This is a genomic window from Kitasatospora sp. NPDC051164 (genome assembly GCF_044455625.1).
Classification (GTDB): domain Bacteria; phylum Actinomycetota; class Actinomycetes; order Streptomycetales; family Streptomycetaceae; genus Kitasatospora.
In genome coordinates, this window is the sequence record NZ_JBITFB010000014.1 from 237,670 (window position 1) to 254,620 (window position 16,951).

Consider the following 16,951-nt stretch of genomic DNA (forward strand, 5'->3'; position numbering starts at 1 on the left):
CCTGCTACAGGTGTCGAGGAAGTCCGCGGTGTGACAGTCGGGCCGAAGTTTTTTCGAGGGACTTCTGCGGCGGTCAATCCACGGCGCGGGCCGGCCGCTCTCAGGCCGCGGCGCGGTACTGGGCGAGGGGCGACTTCGTGCGCAGCGTGCGAACGGCACGGCTGGCGTGCTGCCGCAGCAGGTCCCCTTCGTGGCCCATGGAGCGGGTGGTCATGTGCCGCTGCTCGGGCCGCTGCGAGGTGGACAGGTAGTACCGGGCGATGCGCTGCGCCTCGAGCTCCTTCAGGGCTCCGATCTCCACCGCCCACAGCAGGAGGTCGAGGACCTCCGTCCGCGCCTCGTGACGCGACAGGGCCGGCTCATCGACGCCGACGAGCTCCATCTGGGCAGCGCGCATCAGCAGGTCCGCGAGCTCGACCGTGCCGTGCGGGGTGTCGGGGTCCTCGCTGGAGACGACGTGGGCGTAGCGGGTGTGGCACTCAGCTGAGGCAAGAGGCGCGACGCCGGCGGCGAACTCCTGGACGTCCTCCACCTCGTCGAGGCAGGCGGCCAGGGTGCGGCGGGTCAGCTGCAGGGTGTCGAGCGCGAGGTTGTTGAAGATCCGTCGCGGCCGTCGGTCGAGCGGGTAGGTGCGGACGACCTCGAAGGCAGCGCCCAGCACGGTCGCGCAGACGTCGTCCCACGGAAGGCCGTACGAGCGCCGCTGCGTCTTCGCCATCAAGACCGTCTTGGGCAGCAGGACGCGCACGGCCACCCGCCACGCGAGGTGGGCGTCGAAGCCGGTCCCGCCGGCGCGCTCGACCAGCAGGTGCATCACGCGGTCGTGTCCGTCCAAGTCACCGCGGCGGTAGTAGACGGAGATCTTGTCGACCACGTCCTGGGGACTGGTTGCCCCAGCGAGGTCGGGGTGCTCCTCGGCCCACGTGGCGACGCGGTCCGCCGCCCTCAGGTCGCGGCAGAGCACGTCCCAGTCGCGGTTCATCAGGGCGAGCGTGTCGTAGCGGGTTGTGGACTCGGAGGAGTCAAGTGCCGGGGTGTGCTGGGTGGTGGCCACGTCCGTGTCCGTCCTTTCGCGCCATCTGGTCTCGATGGCGCTCACACTCCCGAGGCCCCCCTTGACCGCGGTCTGACGGCGATTCCGGCGCGACGAGGTCAAGGGGAAACCGGCCGTCGGCACCCGCCGCCCAACTGGGCAAGGGGGGCCGCGGTCAAGGGGGTGGGCGGAGTGGTCAAGGGGGATGGCATCCACTCGGCGAGGTGGATGGGTGCGACCCACTCCACCGAGGACGCGGTGGAGACCACTTCCAGTGGACGGACCTAAGGCACCGCGGAGCCGGCGCCATCCACTTGACCGGATGGAGCACACCGAGTGGATGGACCACGCCCCGTCGCGGCGCTCACGAACCTCCACCCACTGGCCACCCACGGTGGGCCCGGACCTCCCGCCCATCGGCCCATCGCGATGGACGCCATCGCGAACTAAGTCCGAGACACCCCGGGTCGCCATCGCCTTCACGCGCCGTTCTGCACGGCGCCGGGCTCCGGTGCATGTCGCCGGGGAGGAAGCGCCAGCCGGGCCCCGCGGCTCCCCTGCTGGGCGGCCGCCCGTCGTCGGGCAGAGGGGCTGTCCGTGTCGGTGCCGTGAGCCGGCCTCATCGGATCCTGGCCCTCTGGCGCCTGCTGCGTTTCCCCTTGACCCGGGCCCAGGTCAAGGGGAAACAGCAGGCGCCCCGTCCCGTGGTCAAGGGGTGGAAGCACCGCCGGTCAAGGGGGTGGCTGAGGGGCCAGATGATGCGGTGAAGCTGGTCAAGGGGGAGAGGAGAGGGCGGCGAGGGGATCGCCGGACGTTGGCTGCCGGCGATCACCTCGGGTGGGTGGCACGCGCGGCTTCACTGCGATCCTGCCTGCGGCTCGGGTGGCCACCGGGGCCCATCCGATCGCCTCGTCCACCGTCCGCCGTCGGTGGGCGCCACCGGTGCACCGGATCGGATGGAGCCCACCGAGTGGATGAACCACACCCCGTCCACCGGGTGTCGCCCACTGGGTGTCGCCCATCGGGTGGTCCGAGCCGATGGAGCCCACCCGATGGACGAAGGCGACTCGCCACCGGGTGGGCTCCACTGCGGACGCGGTGCCACCGGATGGAGCCCACCCGGTGCGCGGGACCGGGCGGTGGGGAGTGGGCTACGCAAATGGCCGGGTGGGGAGTGGTGGGTGCATCACGCGGTTCGCGGTGGCGGAGACAGCAGCGTGCGCTCGCGCCGCCCCACCCTCGACCGGGACTCCACGGCGCCTTGTCGCGGGCCCGTGTTTCCCCTTGACCAGGGCGCGGGTCAAGGGGAAACCGGCCCGCCGCGAAAGCTGGTCAAGGGGCGCCTCTGAGACGCCAGGACCACCATGTCCTGTCGCGGATCGTCGAGCTCGTCCAGGCCGCGGGCGCCCGCTGTGTGGAACGTGGCTCCGGCGTGGCCGGCCCATCGCCAACCGGAGTGTGGAGAGCCCTGGGGCGGTGGAGTGGACGGCTCACGATGCGGCCCGCTCCAGATGCCGGGTTCGACACCGGACACAGAGGCCAGTGGAACCGAGGGCAGGACGGGTGCATCCGCTGCCGTCCCACCCCGCGCACACCTCGGGTTCCACCGCTGAGGACGGGCGGCCGGCGCGCATCCCCTCGTGCTCCTCTCGGCACGGCCTGCACCTGCGGCCCGGCTCTGCCCGGTTCAGCACCAGGACGGCGCAGCCACACTCGGGGCACCGGCCCCGGGGAACCGCGGGAGTGGAGCGCGGGGTGGGAGTGCCGGTGGGGGTGGAGTGGACGACGAGGGTGGGAGTGGGCGCCCCAGGCTGCGCGGTGGCGCGGCGCCGGTCGCGGACGATCTCCTCGCACACCGAGCACCTGCGGCCGCTGCTCCACAGGACACCGGCCTCGCAGTCGAAGATTCCGCAGCCCCAGTGCGGCAGGCCGACGCCGAGGATCCACCGGCCGGGGTCGCGGATCTCGTCGGTGAAGAACCGGGCGGCCCGTGCCTCCAGGCGCTGCCGCAGCCGGGCGTCGTCGATGCCGGAGCGCAGCTGCTGGCCGACCTCCCGGGCGATGCGCCGTTGCATGTAGACGCTGGTCTGCCGGTAGAGCCTGTGCACCGGCTCGAGAACGGCGTGCACCCGGGCGCTGATGGTGAGCCCGGGTCCGTCGTAGGCGCCGGTGTGGTCGGTCAAGGGGGTGCCCGCGGGCTTGGTCAAGGGGGTGGTCAAGGGGGTTTGGTGGTCATCCGCGCGCAGCGCGAGCCCACCGTCGCCGTCGCCGAGCGGCGGTTGCGCACCGCGGTTTTCCACAGCTTCACCCACCTGTACTTCGCCTACGGCGGGTGAGAAGGGGGCGCGCTCGTCATCAGGTCGGTCAGTCCTAGGTTCTTCCTTAGTCGCGAGTGATCCCGCATCAGCCGAGGAACCCGATCCCTCACCAGGACCAGAGGTGGAGGAGGGTGCGACGTCCGCGGTGGACGGTTGTCCACAGGGGTCCTGAGGAAGGGCGGCGGGGATGTCGTGGGCGATGAAGTGGTGGCGGCCGCGCACGCCGGCCCTGCGCTCCACGGTGATCCACCGGGTGGCTTCCAGTTCGTCGACGATCTCCCCGGCGGCCGCGGTGGTGAGCGGCTGGCCGGCCCGTCGGCCGCTGTGGTGGTGGAGCGCCCCTGCGATCTCCGACTCGGTGAGCGGGATCCGCTGGGCCTGGGCGTACGCGATGAGTGCGTACGCGCGCAGCTGGCGCGGGGTGAGGTCCTCGGAGGCGGCCACCGGGATCCATACGAACCGCTCGGTCGCAGACAGAGGCCGGGTACGGCGCACCGCCGAGGTGCCACATCCGCCGGGCAGGGAACGGCGGGTCGAGGACAGCTCGACGACGCCGTCGTGCCCGGGGCGCATCAGCTGCGTCATGCCGCGCTCGACGGAGGCCTTCGACAGGCCGACGTACTCCGCGATGGTCACGGTCGCCGCCGTGCATCCCTCGGGACGCGACGCCAGCGCGGCGATCTTCACGTACGCGGTCAGCGCGACGTCGGCGTACTGCGGGCTGGTGACGAGGCGCAGGGGCACCTTGACCCGCTGGCGGCGCTGCGGGCGCGCCTGATCGCCCGCCGGCGGCGGGCTACTCGGTGGTGCTGCTGTGCGGGGCACGCTTCTCCTGGCGCACCGGTGCCGCGGGGCGGCGACTCGGGTGCGCTGGGTCTCGACGGCGTCCGGCAAGGACGCGCGGTCTGGGGTCTGGCCAGAGGCACTCGGGCGAGGGCTGAAGGAACGGGTCCTTCAGCTGCTACGGGTGTCGAAAAAGCCGACGGTGTGACAGTCCGGCCGAAAAAATCCCCAGCGAACCTGTGACCTGCGGGTCAAGGGGCTCTCTGGGTTGGCGGCAGGCCCCCTTGACCGGGCCCGTGAAGGCTCGTTGGTCAGGTGTGGGGAGCGAGGCTTCGGCATTGCTGGTCAAGGGGTGTCGGCTGGCGCTGGTCAAGGGCAGACCGCTGGACCGCTGTGGGCCACGGTGGATCCGGGCCGCACCGACCCGGAGAGCGGCAACGCAGCGTGGTGCTGGCGTCACGGACGGGCGAATAACCACCGCGATCGGCGTGCTTCGATGGCGTCCGAGCTGACAAAGGGCATGGGTGTACTGCAAGATGGACCCCGTTCTCCCGGGTTGCCCCGGGAAACGACAAACCCCTTCGGGGGGATTGCTGCTGGAGGGCAGTGATTGCCGGACCATTCGGTCCGGCCCTCGCTCGGACTGGGCTGCTAACCCGGGTCGGAGCGGTGACGGCCGGCAGAGGAGCTGCTAACTCCGAAGCCGGTGGAGAGGGGCGAGGAGCAGCCTTTGCTAGAGGCGCCCGCCCGGAAGACCTACGACATCCTCAACTCCCCCTTCACGGGGGATTTCGTGTTTCTGGGCCCGGCAGTGCCGGGCCGCCCCCACCGCAGCGCCGCGCCCGGCGCGGCGAAACCGCCCCGGGTCTGCGCGGTGCTGGTCATGGGAGAACCGCCTTCTCGGTTCGCCGGGCCCGTCCTCGGCGCTGTGCGCCGGGGGCCCGAGGTGAGGCGTTTTGGATCAAGCGGAAGTCACCCTATCCCCTGACGGCCGCCGTGCACACGCACTCGGCGCGTTGTTCACGCGACGTCGAAAAGTGCGGCCAAGAGGGGGCAGTTGGCGCAGAGGGTTACTAACTGGCGCTTCCCGTGCGGATAGTCACCCGATCCGCACGTACTACCGTCAAAAGGTATGAGGTTGGGCGCTCATCCGTATATCCGACTCTTCGAATCTCGAACACCGCGGTGCCGGCCTTGGCCTTGAGGAGTGAGCACTCCTCGGTGGTGGCGGACCTCGCGCCCCAGGTGCTGGTGTGGCTGTCCTCGCGCCGCAGCGTGCCCGCCGTGAACGGCGCGACGGTGGCGGCCTCGGCCCCGGTCACCGCGAGCGAGTCCGGGGTGAAGAGGGTCTGCAGCGCCCACGGGATGCCGGCCTGCAGCAGCACCGACTGCCGGACGGACAGGGCGGCGTCCGGCTTGAGGCCCAGAGCCTCGACCGCGGCGGCGTCGGTACCGGGAACCCCGCGCCTCGTGTCGTCGTGGCCGCCGTCGCCGGACTCCGCCGGCCTGATCAGCCCGTCCTCGTGCAGGCGGACCGTCATGGCGAGAGCCGGCTGCAGTACCCGGCTGCGGCGGCGCGGGGCCGTCTCGACCAGGCCCTCCTCTTCGAGGAGCCGCAACGCCTGGGCCACGGTGTTCGGGGCGACGCCGAGCTTTTCACCCAACTCGCGCTGGCCGGGGAGCTGATCGCCCGGGGCCAGCCTGCCGCTCAGGATGTCGGCGCGCAGCGCGGCCGCGACCTGCTCGTGCGGGTGATGGGACGTCATGCGCACATCTTGCCGCACCCGCCAGAACTCTCGGCTCATCCGCTCGACCTCTCCTTGACGTGATCGCCAATGGCGTGCATCATCTGACGCAACTGCCTTAAGGCAGTTAAGGCAGATGGCGCGTGAAAAAGCAAGCGGCCCCCGGGGCTGGTCCCCCCGGAGGCCGTGAACGCGCCCTCACCCACCAGAGCGCAGGAGATGAGAACGCGTGAACACCATGATGGCAGCCCACCCGCCGCAGCCGGCAGACGCCCGCGGATTCACCGAGGACGGCATCGCCCGGTACCTCGCCGACACCGAGCCGATCGACGACCTCGTCGCCGGCGGCTACCTGGCCGGCCACGACGGCCGGCTCATCGCCCAGCAGCTGCGAGCCCCGCAGCTGCGCCGGGCCATCACCCACTCGGTGTGCCACACCGTCCAGCCGGACGTCGACAACTTCTACCAGGAGGACGGCGAACCGGAGGCCGACTGGCAGCAGCGCCGCGCCCGCACGGTCCGCGACCACTGCACCGTCTGCCCGGTACGGGCCGCGTGCGCCGAGCTCGCGCTCCGCGACGACGACACCGTCGGCGTCCGCGGCGGCCTCGCTCCGGAGAAGCTGACCCGCCGCCTGGCCGCCGAGGCCACCAGGCTGGAGCGCGCCCGCGCCCTGGACGGGCGCGCCGCGGAGGCCCGGCGCGCCCGCATCGCCGCCGGCGCGGAACTGCAGAGGCTCTCCGGCCAGTACCTCGGCACCTCCGGCAAGCCCGAGAAGCGCCTGGAGAACATCGAGAACATCCGCGAGGCCGCCCGCCGGCGCGACGAGCTCGTCGCCGCCTACCGCCGCGCCGCCGGCTGGACGGTCGCCGCATGACCCCCGCCGGCGACGAACGCGCTCTCAACCGCGCTCTGGTCAGCGCCCTCGCCCGCCGCGACGACGTCCGCTTACTCCCCGTCCTCGTGCCGGCCGGCGCCGACGTACCGCCCGTCAACCCGCTCACCGTGCTGCTCCTGGTCCTGCTCGGCCAGGCCACCGCCGAGCGCGACGCCTACAGGGACTGGATCACCCAGGACCCGACCCCGCCCAGCGACGACCCGCTGCGCGCCCGGGCCGCCGATGCGGCCAGCAACCTCGCCAGGAGGGACTCCCCGTGACACCCGACCTCGCCCCCCATGGCGCGGCCCTGGCCGAACTCTTCGGCAGCTGGCAGTTCGTCGTCGGGGCGCTCGTCCTCACCCTCGGACCGGCGATCGCCCTGCGCCGGCGCCGCGTTGCCCTGGCCGCGCTCACCGACACCGAGCGCGCCGCGGCCGCCGACCGCCGTGGCCGCCGGATCGAGGACGTCCTCACCGTCGTCATCGCCGCGGCCGCGGCCGCCCTCTCGGCCACCGGTCTGCGCCGGGTCGGCCACCACCAGATGGGCCTGGACGCTCCGTTCGACCTCCTGCCCTTCGTCGCACTGGACGTCGCGGCGATGGTCTGCGGCCGCCGAGCCCGCCGCCGCGCCCGCGACGGCGACGGGCCGGGCCTGTCCGGAGCGCTCTTCTGGATTCTGGCCGGCATCAGCTCGGTCTTCTCCGCGTCCGAAGCCGCCTCCCTCCTCGGCGGCGCCGTTCGCGCGGTGTGGCCCGTCCTGGCGGCCGTGCTCTGGGAGATCGGCTCGCTCGAGGAGCGCCGTGCCGCCCGCAACAAGGGCGGACGCCCGGACCGACGCATCGCCCTGGTGCGCCTGCTCCACCCCGTCGAGGCCTTCCGCGTCGCGCTGCTGCTCGCCGCCCGCCAGGACCTGGCCCAGGAAGAAGCCACCGCCGAGGTCCGCATCTCCCGGGCGGCCTACCGCTGGTACCGGCTGCGCCGTGCCCAGGACGCGGTCAAGCGAGCCGGCGGGATGACGCGCTGGGCATACCGCCTCGTCGAGATGCATGCCGACGCCCGCGCACAGGATGCCAGCGAACGAGCAGGATGCTCCGAGCCCGCCATCCTGAACCGCGTCGTCGCCCGCTTGCAGATGCGCGTACGCCAGTCCGACATCGCCGGGATGAACCTGAGGAATCCCACCGCGTTCGAAGGCATCCTCAACACCCTGATCGGCACCATCCCGACCATCCCATCCCAGACGGCCGACCCCCATCCTGCGCCCTCATCCCACCCCGCCAACAATGAAGAACCGCAGTTCAAGACCAGGATGGCTGAGGGCGGTGAGCCCGAGGACGACAGTGACGACGAGGACACCGCCTCGCCGCACCCGGACGTCGACGCCGAGCAGGATGAGGCGCCGGGCGCGGAGCGGAAGACCGACGAGGAGGTCATGGCCGCCTTCGTCGAGACCGTCCCTCGCAAGGATGACGGCACGTTCGCCTGGGGCATCAACAAGTGCGCCGAAGCCCTCGGCATCGGCAACCCGCGGGCCAAGCGGTTCCTGAAGACGCAGGCCGAGTGGCTGCCCGAGGCGCTGGCATCCCATCCTGCGGCGCACGGCGCCGACAGCGAGGAGCCGGACCACTTCGACCAGGCCCTCGCCCTCGCGAACGAGCCGCCGCAGCCGGCCGCCGTCCCCCGGGCCCTCGATTCCGCCCTGCCACCGGCCGGCCAGCAACTGGCCATCGACGAGCGCTTCGCCCTCGACCCGACCGTGGGCGACTTCGAGCAGCACGACAGCGGCCTCCTCCTCCCCGCAGCAGCCGGCATCCGCCAGCCCTGACCTGACGCCCCGCTCCGCAGGGCGCCCGAAGGCTGCCCGCGAGCACGACCGTGAGGACCACTCATGCCCGCCACCTCCTTCGACCAGCACGTCAACGAAGCCCTCGACCTCATCGCACCGGCCCGCCGCCAGGTGAACGCCGGCCGCCCGGCCCGGACCGCCGGCGCCCCGCAGCACCGCCGGCCCCGCCTCGCCCTCGTGCGGCGCCCCGCCTCCCACGAGGGGAGCGAGCAGTGAGCACCACCCCTTCCATCCGCGGCCGGCGCAGCCGGGCGCACGCCGACGCCCCCCAGGGCGAACCGCACGCCACCCCGGAGACGGAGGACACCATGGGAGCTGACGAGACGCAGCTGCGCCGCGTCCTGTCCCGCATCGGTGTCCGGCCGCTCGGTCATGCCGAGCAGCCCGTCGACGAAGAGCCCGAGCCCGCCGCCCACCCCGCCCCGGACCAGCAGCCCGTCGCCGCCACCCGGCGAAACCCGACGGAGCCCGGCGGCTGCCGACTGCCCGCGCCCGGACAGACCATCGACCTCACCGACCCCCCTGGGCAGCAGGCCCGGGCGGACGAACCGACGCTCCCCGAGGAGCAGGACGACACAGCAGCCCCGGCGCAGCCACCCGAGACGCGACGCGCGGGTGAGGCGGCGAAGAGCGTGTGGCCGCCCCGCGTCCCCTGGCGCCGACACGAGGACAACGACCAGGCCGACGGCCGCCCTGCCGCCGCGGCCGGCGACAACGACCTCCCGCAGCCGGAGGGCGACCAGCCCGACTGGTACCGCGTCCAGAAAACCGACGATCCGCAGGCACCGGACCCGGGCACCTACGAGGTGCACAACCACTACTACGGCACTGGCCAGGACTCCTCAGCAGCCGCAGGGGAGGGGGCCGGCCGGAGCCGCAACCGCGGCTCCCTCACCGCCTGGTGGGCCTCACTCACGCCGCTGCAGCGGTTCATCCTCCACAACGGATCAGCCGCAACCGCCGGCGCCTGGGGCTGGGGCATGTTCACCGCCCAGTGGAACACCGGCCTGCCCCAGTGGACGCTCGCCGTCATGCACGACGCCGCCGCCGGCAGCGCCGAGCCGTCCACCCCGTTCTTCGTCGGCGGCGGCGTGGTCCTGCTCGCCGCGGTCGTCGGCGGCGGCATCACCGCCTTCACGGAGAAGTGGCTGTACCGGCTGCCCTCGTTCTGCGCCGCAGTCCGCTTCCTCACCCACATCCCGGTCGCCTCCGCCGGGATCGCCCTCCTGCTCTTCTCCGCCCCCACTCTCTAAGGACACCCGTGACCAGCCTGCTCGCCGCCGGGGCCGGAACCAGCGCCCTCGGCCCGATGTCTGCCACCGCCGTCAGCGTCATCTTGATCGTGACGCTTATCTACGGCATCCGGGGCAAGGGGAAGAAGAAGCTGGCCCGAGGCCCGGCCCAGGCCATCGGCTTCTTCGCCGAGCTCGCCTTCCTGCGCGCCGACTCCTGGCCTCACGACCTCGGCTCCGCCGTCATGGACATCCCGCGCCAGATCGCCGCGAACCCCGATCTGGGATCCATCGGCATGACTGCCGTGGTGATCATCCTGCTCGTGCTGTCCTCCTTCGCCCCCATCGTGCCGTTCACCGGTGCCCTATGGGGGATGCTCACCGCCGCCGCCATGGCCGCGGCGCAGGGCTCTGTCTGGCGGGCGATCATCGCCGTTGCCACCGCCGCGCTGTCCCTGGTCGGCGCATGACCGGCAAGCCCGACGAGAGCCGGCCAACGACGAAGACCGCCAACCGGGAACGACGCAGGCCCACGCTGGAGGAGATCCCGTTCGTCCGCGAGGTGCCCGTCGTGGTCAGCGCCACCATGGTCGTGCTGCGCTACGTGGGCGCCTGGCTGCGAGGTGGCGATGAGGAGAGCGGCGGGTTCGGCGTCCGCCTGCTCGCTCTCGGCATCGCCGGTTACGTCGCCCTCTACTTCGCGGAGAGGCATCCCGGGCTCTGGTACGCCTACGGCGGCGCCAGCTTTCTCCTCGTCACGACCGTCGCTGTCCGCACCGGCCTGTCGGCCGGCCGAACCGTGAAAGACCTGGAAGCCGCCCACGCTCCCACCGCCGCCGAGGAGGAGCAGCCGAGCACCGACATCGAAAACGATCATGAAATGGCGGGGGAGGAGCACCTCGAAGCGGAGCCGCTCACCGTCAGCCCGGCCGAAGCGGACGCGGCCTTCGGCTTGTTCGTCGAGCACAACGTCGCCTTCGCCGTCCGCACGGATCCCAAGGGCGACCGAAAGGGCGTCCACACCGACACCCTCCTCAAGATCCTCCATGCGAAGGAGATGCTGACCGACTGGACCGAACCCATGCTGAGGCAGAAGTGCAAGGCCCTCGGCATCCCCGTGCGCAAGCAGATGGGCATCCGGGGCCGGAACTACTTCGGGGTCCACATCGAGGACTTCGAGCAGTCCCTCGGCAGGGCCGTACGCGTACCCCCGCAACTGGTCCCGGACATCACCGTGAACGCCCCCACCCCACCCCCACCCGAGCCCCCCGCCCCACCCTCCGAGATCACCCTCATCCAGCCCCCTGCGGGAGCCGACTGAACCACCCGCCACCGCCCCCTGCCGGCCACCGCCCGGAGGGGGCGGCTCGGCGCTCACAACCGGCCTTCCCCCGGCTTCCACTCCCCTACCGGGCAGAGGGCAGACCCACCCCCTACTAGCCGCATCTACGACTGCCTGACCTGCGGATCTATCCCATCGGTAGATGCGTCTATCGCGTCCATCTACCGCGCCCTACCGGCTTGTTCTCGTCCCGCTGCGCGCGGCCGCCCGGTACGGTCGAAGCACACTTCAGAGGACCAGTGGAGGGGGAGCCCGCGGTGGCATGGCGGTACGGGTGCGGCCCGTGTGCGGTCACGACAGGATGGCTACCCAAGGACCAGGCCTCCGCCAAGCGGGATGAGCACCGGAATGTCGTTCACGCTGGCATGATCCCGACGGTCGAGGTCTTCGAATCCAACGCCCTGCCGATCGCCAAGGATCCGGCCGCCCTGCGCATGTGGGCGATCATCGCAGCCGTCTGCGTCGTCGCCTGGATCACCCAGAACATTCGCTGACCGGGTCCGCGTAGTGGTGCCTCTTGCCCCGTCCCGGCCAACCAACGCCTGACGAACGCCCCGGGGGTCGTGCGCTCAACTGGACGTTGCTTATTCTGAATTTAGTGTGTATTGTGAATCTCGACGGAGAAAGTTCCGCATCCGTGTCACACGCAGCTCGCCTACGACACCTGTAGCAGTTGAGCGCACCCACACACCTTCCGGGAGTCCACCGTGACCACGCCCCGCACTCTGATGCTCGGCACCGCCATAACGGCCGCCACGCTCCTCGCCCTCACCGGCTGCGCCAACAAGCCCGTCACGCACGGCGAGGTCATCGACAAGCGCGGCCACGCCGGTCGCTGGATCCCCGAGTACCAGGACGTCTACCGCGAGAACTGCCCGACCATCCGCACCAGCTCATTCACCGCCGCCTCCTTCGAGGGCCGCAGCAGCGGCTCCAGCGGCAGCAAGTCCAGCGGTGGAAAGTCCAGCTCGTCCGGCGGCACCGGCAAGAACAACAACACCGGCAACTCCGGCGGTACATCGGGCGGCACTCCTCCCGGCAAGTCACTCACCAGCGGAGGCACCTCCGGCACCACCAACCCCGGCTCTTCGGGCGCGACCACGGGCGGCAGCACACAGCCCAGCAAGCAGTGTCAGCGCCAGTACGTCGGCCGGAAGCAGACCGGTCAGCACTGGCAAGCGGGCAAGTGGGAGCTCCAGCTCCGCGACGACGACCGAACCGGCTGGATCACGGTCTCCCAGACCACCTACGACGACACCGATCTCCACGACCAGATCTGACCAACCACCACCCCGGAGACCCGACCATGCCCGATGCACCCGAGTACACGCCGTACAGCATCTACGTGCTGGAGCCACACGCTGACTATGCGACCGCCGAGAACGGCCACATCCCGATCGAAGCCATTGCCGAGCGCGTCTATGGCAAGCCGTACAGCTCGCTGCGCGGATGCCAGCGGGACGACGAGCACATCGGTAATGACAGCGTGAAGCTGTACGAACTCACCTCCGACGAGGACTACCTGGAGGCACTCGGAGCCGTCGACGACGCCGAGATGTACCTGGGCCGGGACTCCCGCACCGGCGAGAGCATCGTCAAGACCGGCATGACGGAGCTGGACTACTGGCTGAGCATCCGCGTCGCCGACGAGAACACACCAGCCACTGTCGAGGCGAACCCGCCAGCAACGCAAGACCTTGAGAACGCCGTGTTCGAGTCCCGATTTTTCGCCGATCGCGCTTTCTCCCCGTCGCTGGAGCTGATCCTCGCCGATCTCATCCGCCGCAGCGAACTCCCGCGCGGTAACTACCTGTTCCGGCACTGGTGGTGATCGAAACGGAACGAAGACCCATGCCACGCAGCCCCGGTGAGTCACGACTGGCCCTCTTCCCCGGCGATCCGCTGCCACGCGACCAGTTACCCACCCCAGCACACCCGCCCGACTACCTCCGCTGCGGGGCCACCACCCGGTGGCCCCGCATCATCCAGTGGGAGACACCAGATGCACCCCTTCGTTCTCGGAACCGTCCTCGGAGCCGCCGTCACCCTGGTCGCTCTCGCCTTCTGCCGGCGACTGACCCGGCGACCGCACTGCCCCTGGTGTGCCACAGCCTCCGCCTGGCCCACCTCCCAGCACGACCCCCTGCACTGCCGCGGCTACGTCCAAGAACGCCGCCGTGACCGCCTCCGCGACATTGCACACGGACGCCCCGTCCCGGAACCGAACCCCTGGGGCCACGCATATCTCCTTGACGAGGAACGACGCTAACTGCGGCGCACGCTCCGTCACGCCACCCTCGCGCGGCCACGCGCCCCCGTCCAGCCGCTTCACCCAGCCCACCAGATGAGGACCGATGGCTCGCTGCCCCGCCGCACTCCCGACGGATCCCACCCCCTGCGCCGGCCCCATCGTCGTCACCGTGCTCGACCAGGACAACGCCGGCGCCGACGGTTGCGAACACCACGCCGCACGCCTCCTCGCCGTCCTCGACCGCGGCCGCGTCTTCGCACTGCCCCACGCCCCCGCCGGCGCCGCGCACCGCGTCTTCAAGGCCGCAGCTCCGCAGGACGTCCGCCTTCACCACCTAGCCGACCTCGCCTACAACGCCCCGATGAAGCGCGGGCCGACCAGGCCCCGCACACCAGTCACCCTGAAGGGAACCTCCGTGCCTGTCGGCCAGCACCCCGAACACGCCGTAACGGCGTACCGCAACGAACGCCCGTCCATCACCCGGCTCATCCTCGAAGCGCGCTGGGCGCACTTCCGCCTCACCGACACTCTGGAACACGACCCCGACAGCAACGCCGTCCCCGCCCTGCGCCGCTTCCAGCTCCTGCACGCCGGCGCGCTCGTCGACGTCCTCGCCCTGCGCACCCAAGACCCCGACCTCTACGAAGCCGCCCGCGACCACGGCGCCCTCCTCCGCAAGGTCGACGGCCTGGCCCTCGACCACCACCCCCACGACGGCCTCAACCACCTGCGGGCCCAATACGCCCGACTCCACCACCACGCCCATGGCCCCGCATACCGAGCACCCCACGCCACTGACGACTCTCTGCCGCACAAGCGCCCGTTCCGCCGATCCGGCCCTCGGCTGGTCCGCCAAATGCTCGACACCTACGCCTGGGCCAACCTCGGCCTCACACCCCTCTTCCCCGCCGTCGACGTCGCCAGCGAACAACGGCAACACCTCATGACCCGCGGACTCCTCCTCGACTGGGCTGCCACCGCGGCACCGGCCGACAACGCCGCAGCGGCGGCCGCGGCCACCGCCGGCCACGCCCTGCGCGCCTTCGACCGCCGGCCCGCCCTGAGCGACCTACGCGCCCGCGCCTACCTCCTGGACGCCTTCCGCGACTTCGACGACCAGGACGAAGACGACCACCCGCACCCCCACGACTGCGCAGGGCGCTGCGACGGCACCGGCGAAGTCCTCACCGTGCTCACCTGGGAGCACCACGGCACCGCCGTCCACCAAGAGCCAATCCAGTGCTTCGGCGCCCCCACCGCCCACGCCCCGGACTGCACCACCTGCGACGGCCACGGCTTCACCTACACGTCCGGCTACCGCGAGCTCTGCCTCGACGGGCGCATCGCCGTCAACGGGCCGGTCGCGACCACCGTGTCGCCGCAAGGAGCATGACCCCACCACGTCCCAGCTGGCCAGAACCGAGGGCGCCGAACTGCCCGCCCAACCTGCGCAGGCGCCGGCCCTCCCGGGGCCGCTCCCTCGGACTGTGATTTCTCTCCCCCAACCCGAGAGGGGGAGAAATCTCCCCCACCACGGCCACTGAGAAATCTCCCCCTTGGCCACTGAGAAATCTCCCCCCGCTGGAAGGGGGAGATTTCTCCTCCCCGAGAGCCCAACTGCCGTGGGGGTGATTTCTCCCCCCTCCGACATCAGGGGAGGGGAGAGAAATCACCCCCACGCGAAAGCCAGGACTCGGCCCCGCAGACCACCGTTAAGGCTAACTTGCCTTACAACTTGCCCCACAACATGCCCTACAACTTGCTCTACAGCTTGCCTTTCAACTTGCCCCACAACTTGCCCCCACGCTGCGCCTCCGACACGGAAACCTGCACTTCAGGGGAACGGTCAAGGGGCTTGGGGCGCGCCGACTACTTCTCTACGAGACCCCCAAGGGCAATGAGGACATCAGCGAAGAGCCACAGGCGAACGACAGGAAGGAGGAAGCCGGCGGGGAGAGGAAGAAGCGACATGGATGGGAGAGCAGCAGCAGGACGGGAGGGAGCGAGGGAAAGAGGAGCGACAGCAGGACTGGAGGAGGGGGGAAGAGGAGCAGCGAAGAGCGAGAGCGGGCGGAGCGACAACAGCAAGCGAGAGGAAAGCAGCAGAGCACAAGAGCCGAAGAGGTAGAGGAACAGAGGGAGCAGACAACGACCGACGAGACACGGACAGACCACGAAGCACGAGACGGGAAGGGAGAACGGAAGCGGGACGGCAGGGACGGTGAGCATGAGGCAGAGAGCCGCGATGGTGTGGAGAGGGTCGGGGAGTTGAGCAGGTCGCCGAGGGCTGCGGAACGCAAGCGGCCCCGCCCAGCGAAACGCTGAGCGGGGCGCGAGCAAGGGGGGCGGGGGGAGGGGCGCGCCGGGAGGGGCGCGGCGCGCGAGATTACGAGGCTGCCCGGAGCATCCGCCGCGCGGCGGCCCGGCCGCTGGCGCTGACGCGCTCCGCCGCGTGCAGTCGCAGTGCCCGCGCTCGCATGAACGCGGCGGCGGCCTCGGGGTCGCCGCTCGCTGCGCGGGCAAGCAACTGCGTGATCTTGCTGTCGGTCATCAGGGGTCCCTTTCGGTGGCGCAACGGGTCGGACTAGGGTGCCGCCCCGGCGGGGCGGCACCCGGTGCTTAGAACCAAGTCGCCTCACAGCCAAGGTCGTTGCGGGCAAGGTCCCGAAGTGCGGACAGTTCACCGTGCGTCCCGCACTCGACACATGTGCCGCCGCGCCGGTCCCCGTCGGACTCGAAGTCCCGGATGTGGATGATGTGCGGACGGGCTATGGGGGTCTTGATGATGGACACGATCAGGCCGGACTCGGGGCGCGCGGCGGCGCGCTGCGCGAAGTACTCCATGCGCTCCTGGATGTCCTCCAGGTCCTGCTCGGCGAAAATCCAGGTCAGTCGCTCCAGGGAGCCGGGCTCACCGTACGGAAGTCCGGTCGTGGGACACATCGCCAACTTCTCGGTGACGGGCGTAGCGACCTTCGGGGAACGGCGAAGCAGGGCAAACACGGAATCTCCCAGGGTGGCGGTGGCCGGCTGATGTGATAACACTACACAATGAAAAGAGGATAAGCAACATGACCGACGGTGGGGCGGGGTGGCCCGGCCCCGGTGAGTGCGGGGCCGGGGCCGGGCCTGTGGTGGGCGCGGGCGACCCTTGGAGGGTCGGGCCGCCCGGCCCTGGTCTCAGCTAGCCGCCGTCGCGGGCAAGGGCTACAAGGGGATCCGGGGGGATTGCGCGTCCAGCCGTGCCATGTGGCAGTCGGGGCAGAGGTCCGCTCCCCTCTCCGTCTCGTTGCCGCACTCCTCGCCCCATCCGGGGCAGGCGGATATCTCAGGCTGGCTGTTGCGCTGCGGCATCTTCGGCTCGTCTCTACTGGTGTTGGGCGGTGCGGTAGCTCGGGGTCCCCCGGGGGCCCTGTGTCGGGCCTCTGGGGGTCTCTGGGGGGCCGGGCCGGGCGGGCCGTGGGGGGTTGGGTCGCCCGGCCCTGTGTTGGGGGGTTAGGCGGTCTTGTAGGTGTTGAGCT

At 70.9% G+C, this 16,951-nt stretch carries 16 protein-coding genes; 11 read left to right on the forward strand and 5 right to left on the reverse strand.

The annotated features are described in order from the left end of the window. Window positions 1-100 precede the first annotated feature (100 nt). The 3 genes from ACIBEC_RS22520 to ACIBEC_RS22530 form a co-directional block, all read right to left on the reverse strand. Window positions 101-1,054: a hypothetical protein gene (locus ACIBEC_RS22520; RefSeq protein ID WP_396288673.1), complete on the reverse strand. Its 954-nt coding sequence runs from the start codon at window positions 1,052-1,054 to the stop codon at window positions 101-103. A gap of 1,469 nt (window positions 1,055-2,523) precedes the next feature. Beyond that, window positions 2,524-4,176, reverse strand: a complete 1,653-nt coding sequence (locus ACIBEC_RS22525; RefSeq protein ID WP_396288675.1) for a hypothetical protein — start codon at window positions 4,174-4,176, stop codon at window positions 2,524-2,526. A 1,031-nt stretch (window positions 4,177-5,207) separates the two neighbouring features. Next, on the reverse strand, window positions 5,208-5,900 hold the full coding sequence (locus ACIBEC_RS22530; protein ID WP_396288677.1) for a GntR family transcriptional regulator: 693 nt from the start codon (window positions 5,898-5,900) through the stop codon (window positions 5,208-5,210). Window positions 5,901-6,117: 217 nt separating this feature from the next. On the opposite strand from ACIBEC_RS22530, the gene ACIBEC_RS22535 reads away from it, so the two are divergent. The 11 genes from ACIBEC_RS22535 (at window position 6,118) to ACIBEC_RS22585 (ending at window position 14,823) form a co-directional block, all read left to right on the forward strand. After that, window positions 6,118-6,756: a WhiB family transcriptional regulator gene (locus tag ACIBEC_RS22535; RefSeq protein WP_396288705.1), complete on the forward strand. Its 639-nt coding sequence runs from the start codon at window positions 6,118-6,120 to the stop codon at window positions 6,754-6,756. Then, the gene (locus ACIBEC_RS22540; protein WP_366106577.1) at window positions 6,753-7,037 is read left to right on the forward strand and encodes a hypothetical protein; all 285 of its coding nucleotides are present in this window, start codon (window positions 6,753-6,755) and stop codon (window positions 7,035-7,037) included. Before ACIBEC_RS22535 ends, ACIBEC_RS22540 begins: the two co-directional genes overlap by 4 nt. Further along, window positions 7,034-8,584, forward strand: a complete 1,551-nt coding sequence (locus ACIBEC_RS22545; protein WP_396288679.1) for a DUF2637 domain-containing protein — start codon at window positions 7,034-7,036, stop codon at window positions 8,582-8,584. Before ACIBEC_RS22540 ends, ACIBEC_RS22545 begins: the two co-directional genes overlap by 4 nt. 63 nt (window positions 8,585-8,647) lie before the next feature. Further along, on the forward strand, window positions 8,648-8,821 hold the full coding sequence (locus ACIBEC_RS22550) for a hypothetical protein (RefSeq protein WP_396288680.1): 174 nt from the start codon (window positions 8,648-8,650) through the stop codon (window positions 8,819-8,821). Beyond that, window positions 8,818-9,858, forward strand: coding sequence for a hypothetical protein (locus tag ACIBEC_RS22555; RefSeq protein WP_396288682.1), 1,041 nt, complete (start codon window positions 8,818-8,820; stop codon window positions 9,856-9,858). The genes ACIBEC_RS22550 and ACIBEC_RS22555 overlap by 4 nt, the downstream gene beginning before the upstream one ends. A gap of 8 nt (window positions 9,859-9,866) precedes the next feature. Beyond that, the gene (locus tag ACIBEC_RS22560; protein WP_396288684.1) at window positions 9,867-10,307 is read left to right on the forward strand and encodes a hypothetical protein; all 441 of its coding nucleotides are present in this window, start codon (window positions 9,867-9,869) and stop codon (window positions 10,305-10,307) included. Next, the gene (locus tag ACIBEC_RS22565; RefSeq protein ID WP_396288686.1) at window positions 10,304-11,158 is read left to right on the forward strand and encodes a hypothetical protein; all 855 of its coding nucleotides are present in this window, start codon (window positions 10,304-10,306) and stop codon (window positions 11,156-11,158) included. The genes ACIBEC_RS22560 and ACIBEC_RS22565 overlap by 4 nt, the downstream gene beginning before the upstream one ends. Window positions 11,159-11,544: 386 nt before the next feature. Next, window positions 11,545-11,673 carry a hypothetical protein gene (locus tag ACIBEC_RS22570; protein WP_396288688.1) on the forward strand — a complete coding sequence of 43 codons (129 nt, stop codon included), beginning with the start codon at window positions 11,545-11,547 and terminating at the stop codon, window positions 11,671-11,673. Between the two features lie 213 nt (window positions 11,674-11,886). After that, on the forward strand, window positions 11,887-12,459 hold the full coding sequence (locus tag ACIBEC_RS22575) for a hypothetical protein (protein WP_396288689.1): 573 nt from the start codon (window positions 11,887-11,889) through the stop codon (window positions 12,457-12,459). Between the two features lie 26 nt (window positions 12,460-12,485). Next, the gene (locus tag ACIBEC_RS22580) at window positions 12,486-13,010 is read left to right on the forward strand and encodes a hypothetical protein (RefSeq protein WP_396288691.1); all 525 of its coding nucleotides are present in this window, start codon (window positions 12,486-12,488) and stop codon (window positions 13,008-13,010) included. Window positions 13,011-13,533: 523 nt separating this feature from the next. Next, the gene (locus ACIBEC_RS22585) at window positions 13,534-14,823 is read left to right on the forward strand and encodes a hypothetical protein (RefSeq protein ID WP_396288692.1); all 1,290 of its coding nucleotides are present in this window, start codon (window positions 13,534-13,536) and stop codon (window positions 14,821-14,823) included. A 993-nt stretch (window positions 14,824-15,816) separates the two neighbouring features. On the opposite strand, the gene ACIBEC_RS22590 is transcribed toward ACIBEC_RS22585, so the two are convergent. Together ACIBEC_RS22590 and ACIBEC_RS22595 are read right to left on the reverse strand one after the other, a co-directional pair. After that, complete coding sequence (locus ACIBEC_RS22590) at window positions 15,817-15,981, reverse strand: hypothetical protein (RefSeq protein ID WP_396288694.1); 165 nt, start codon at window positions 15,979-15,981, stop codon at window positions 15,817-15,819. A 68-nt stretch (window positions 15,982-16,049) separates the two neighbouring features. Continuing rightward, window positions 16,050-16,373, reverse strand: a complete 324-nt coding sequence (locus ACIBEC_RS22595; protein ID WP_396288696.1) for a hypothetical protein — start codon at window positions 16,371-16,373, stop codon at window positions 16,050-16,052. Window positions 16,374-16,951 lie beyond the last annotated feature (578 nt).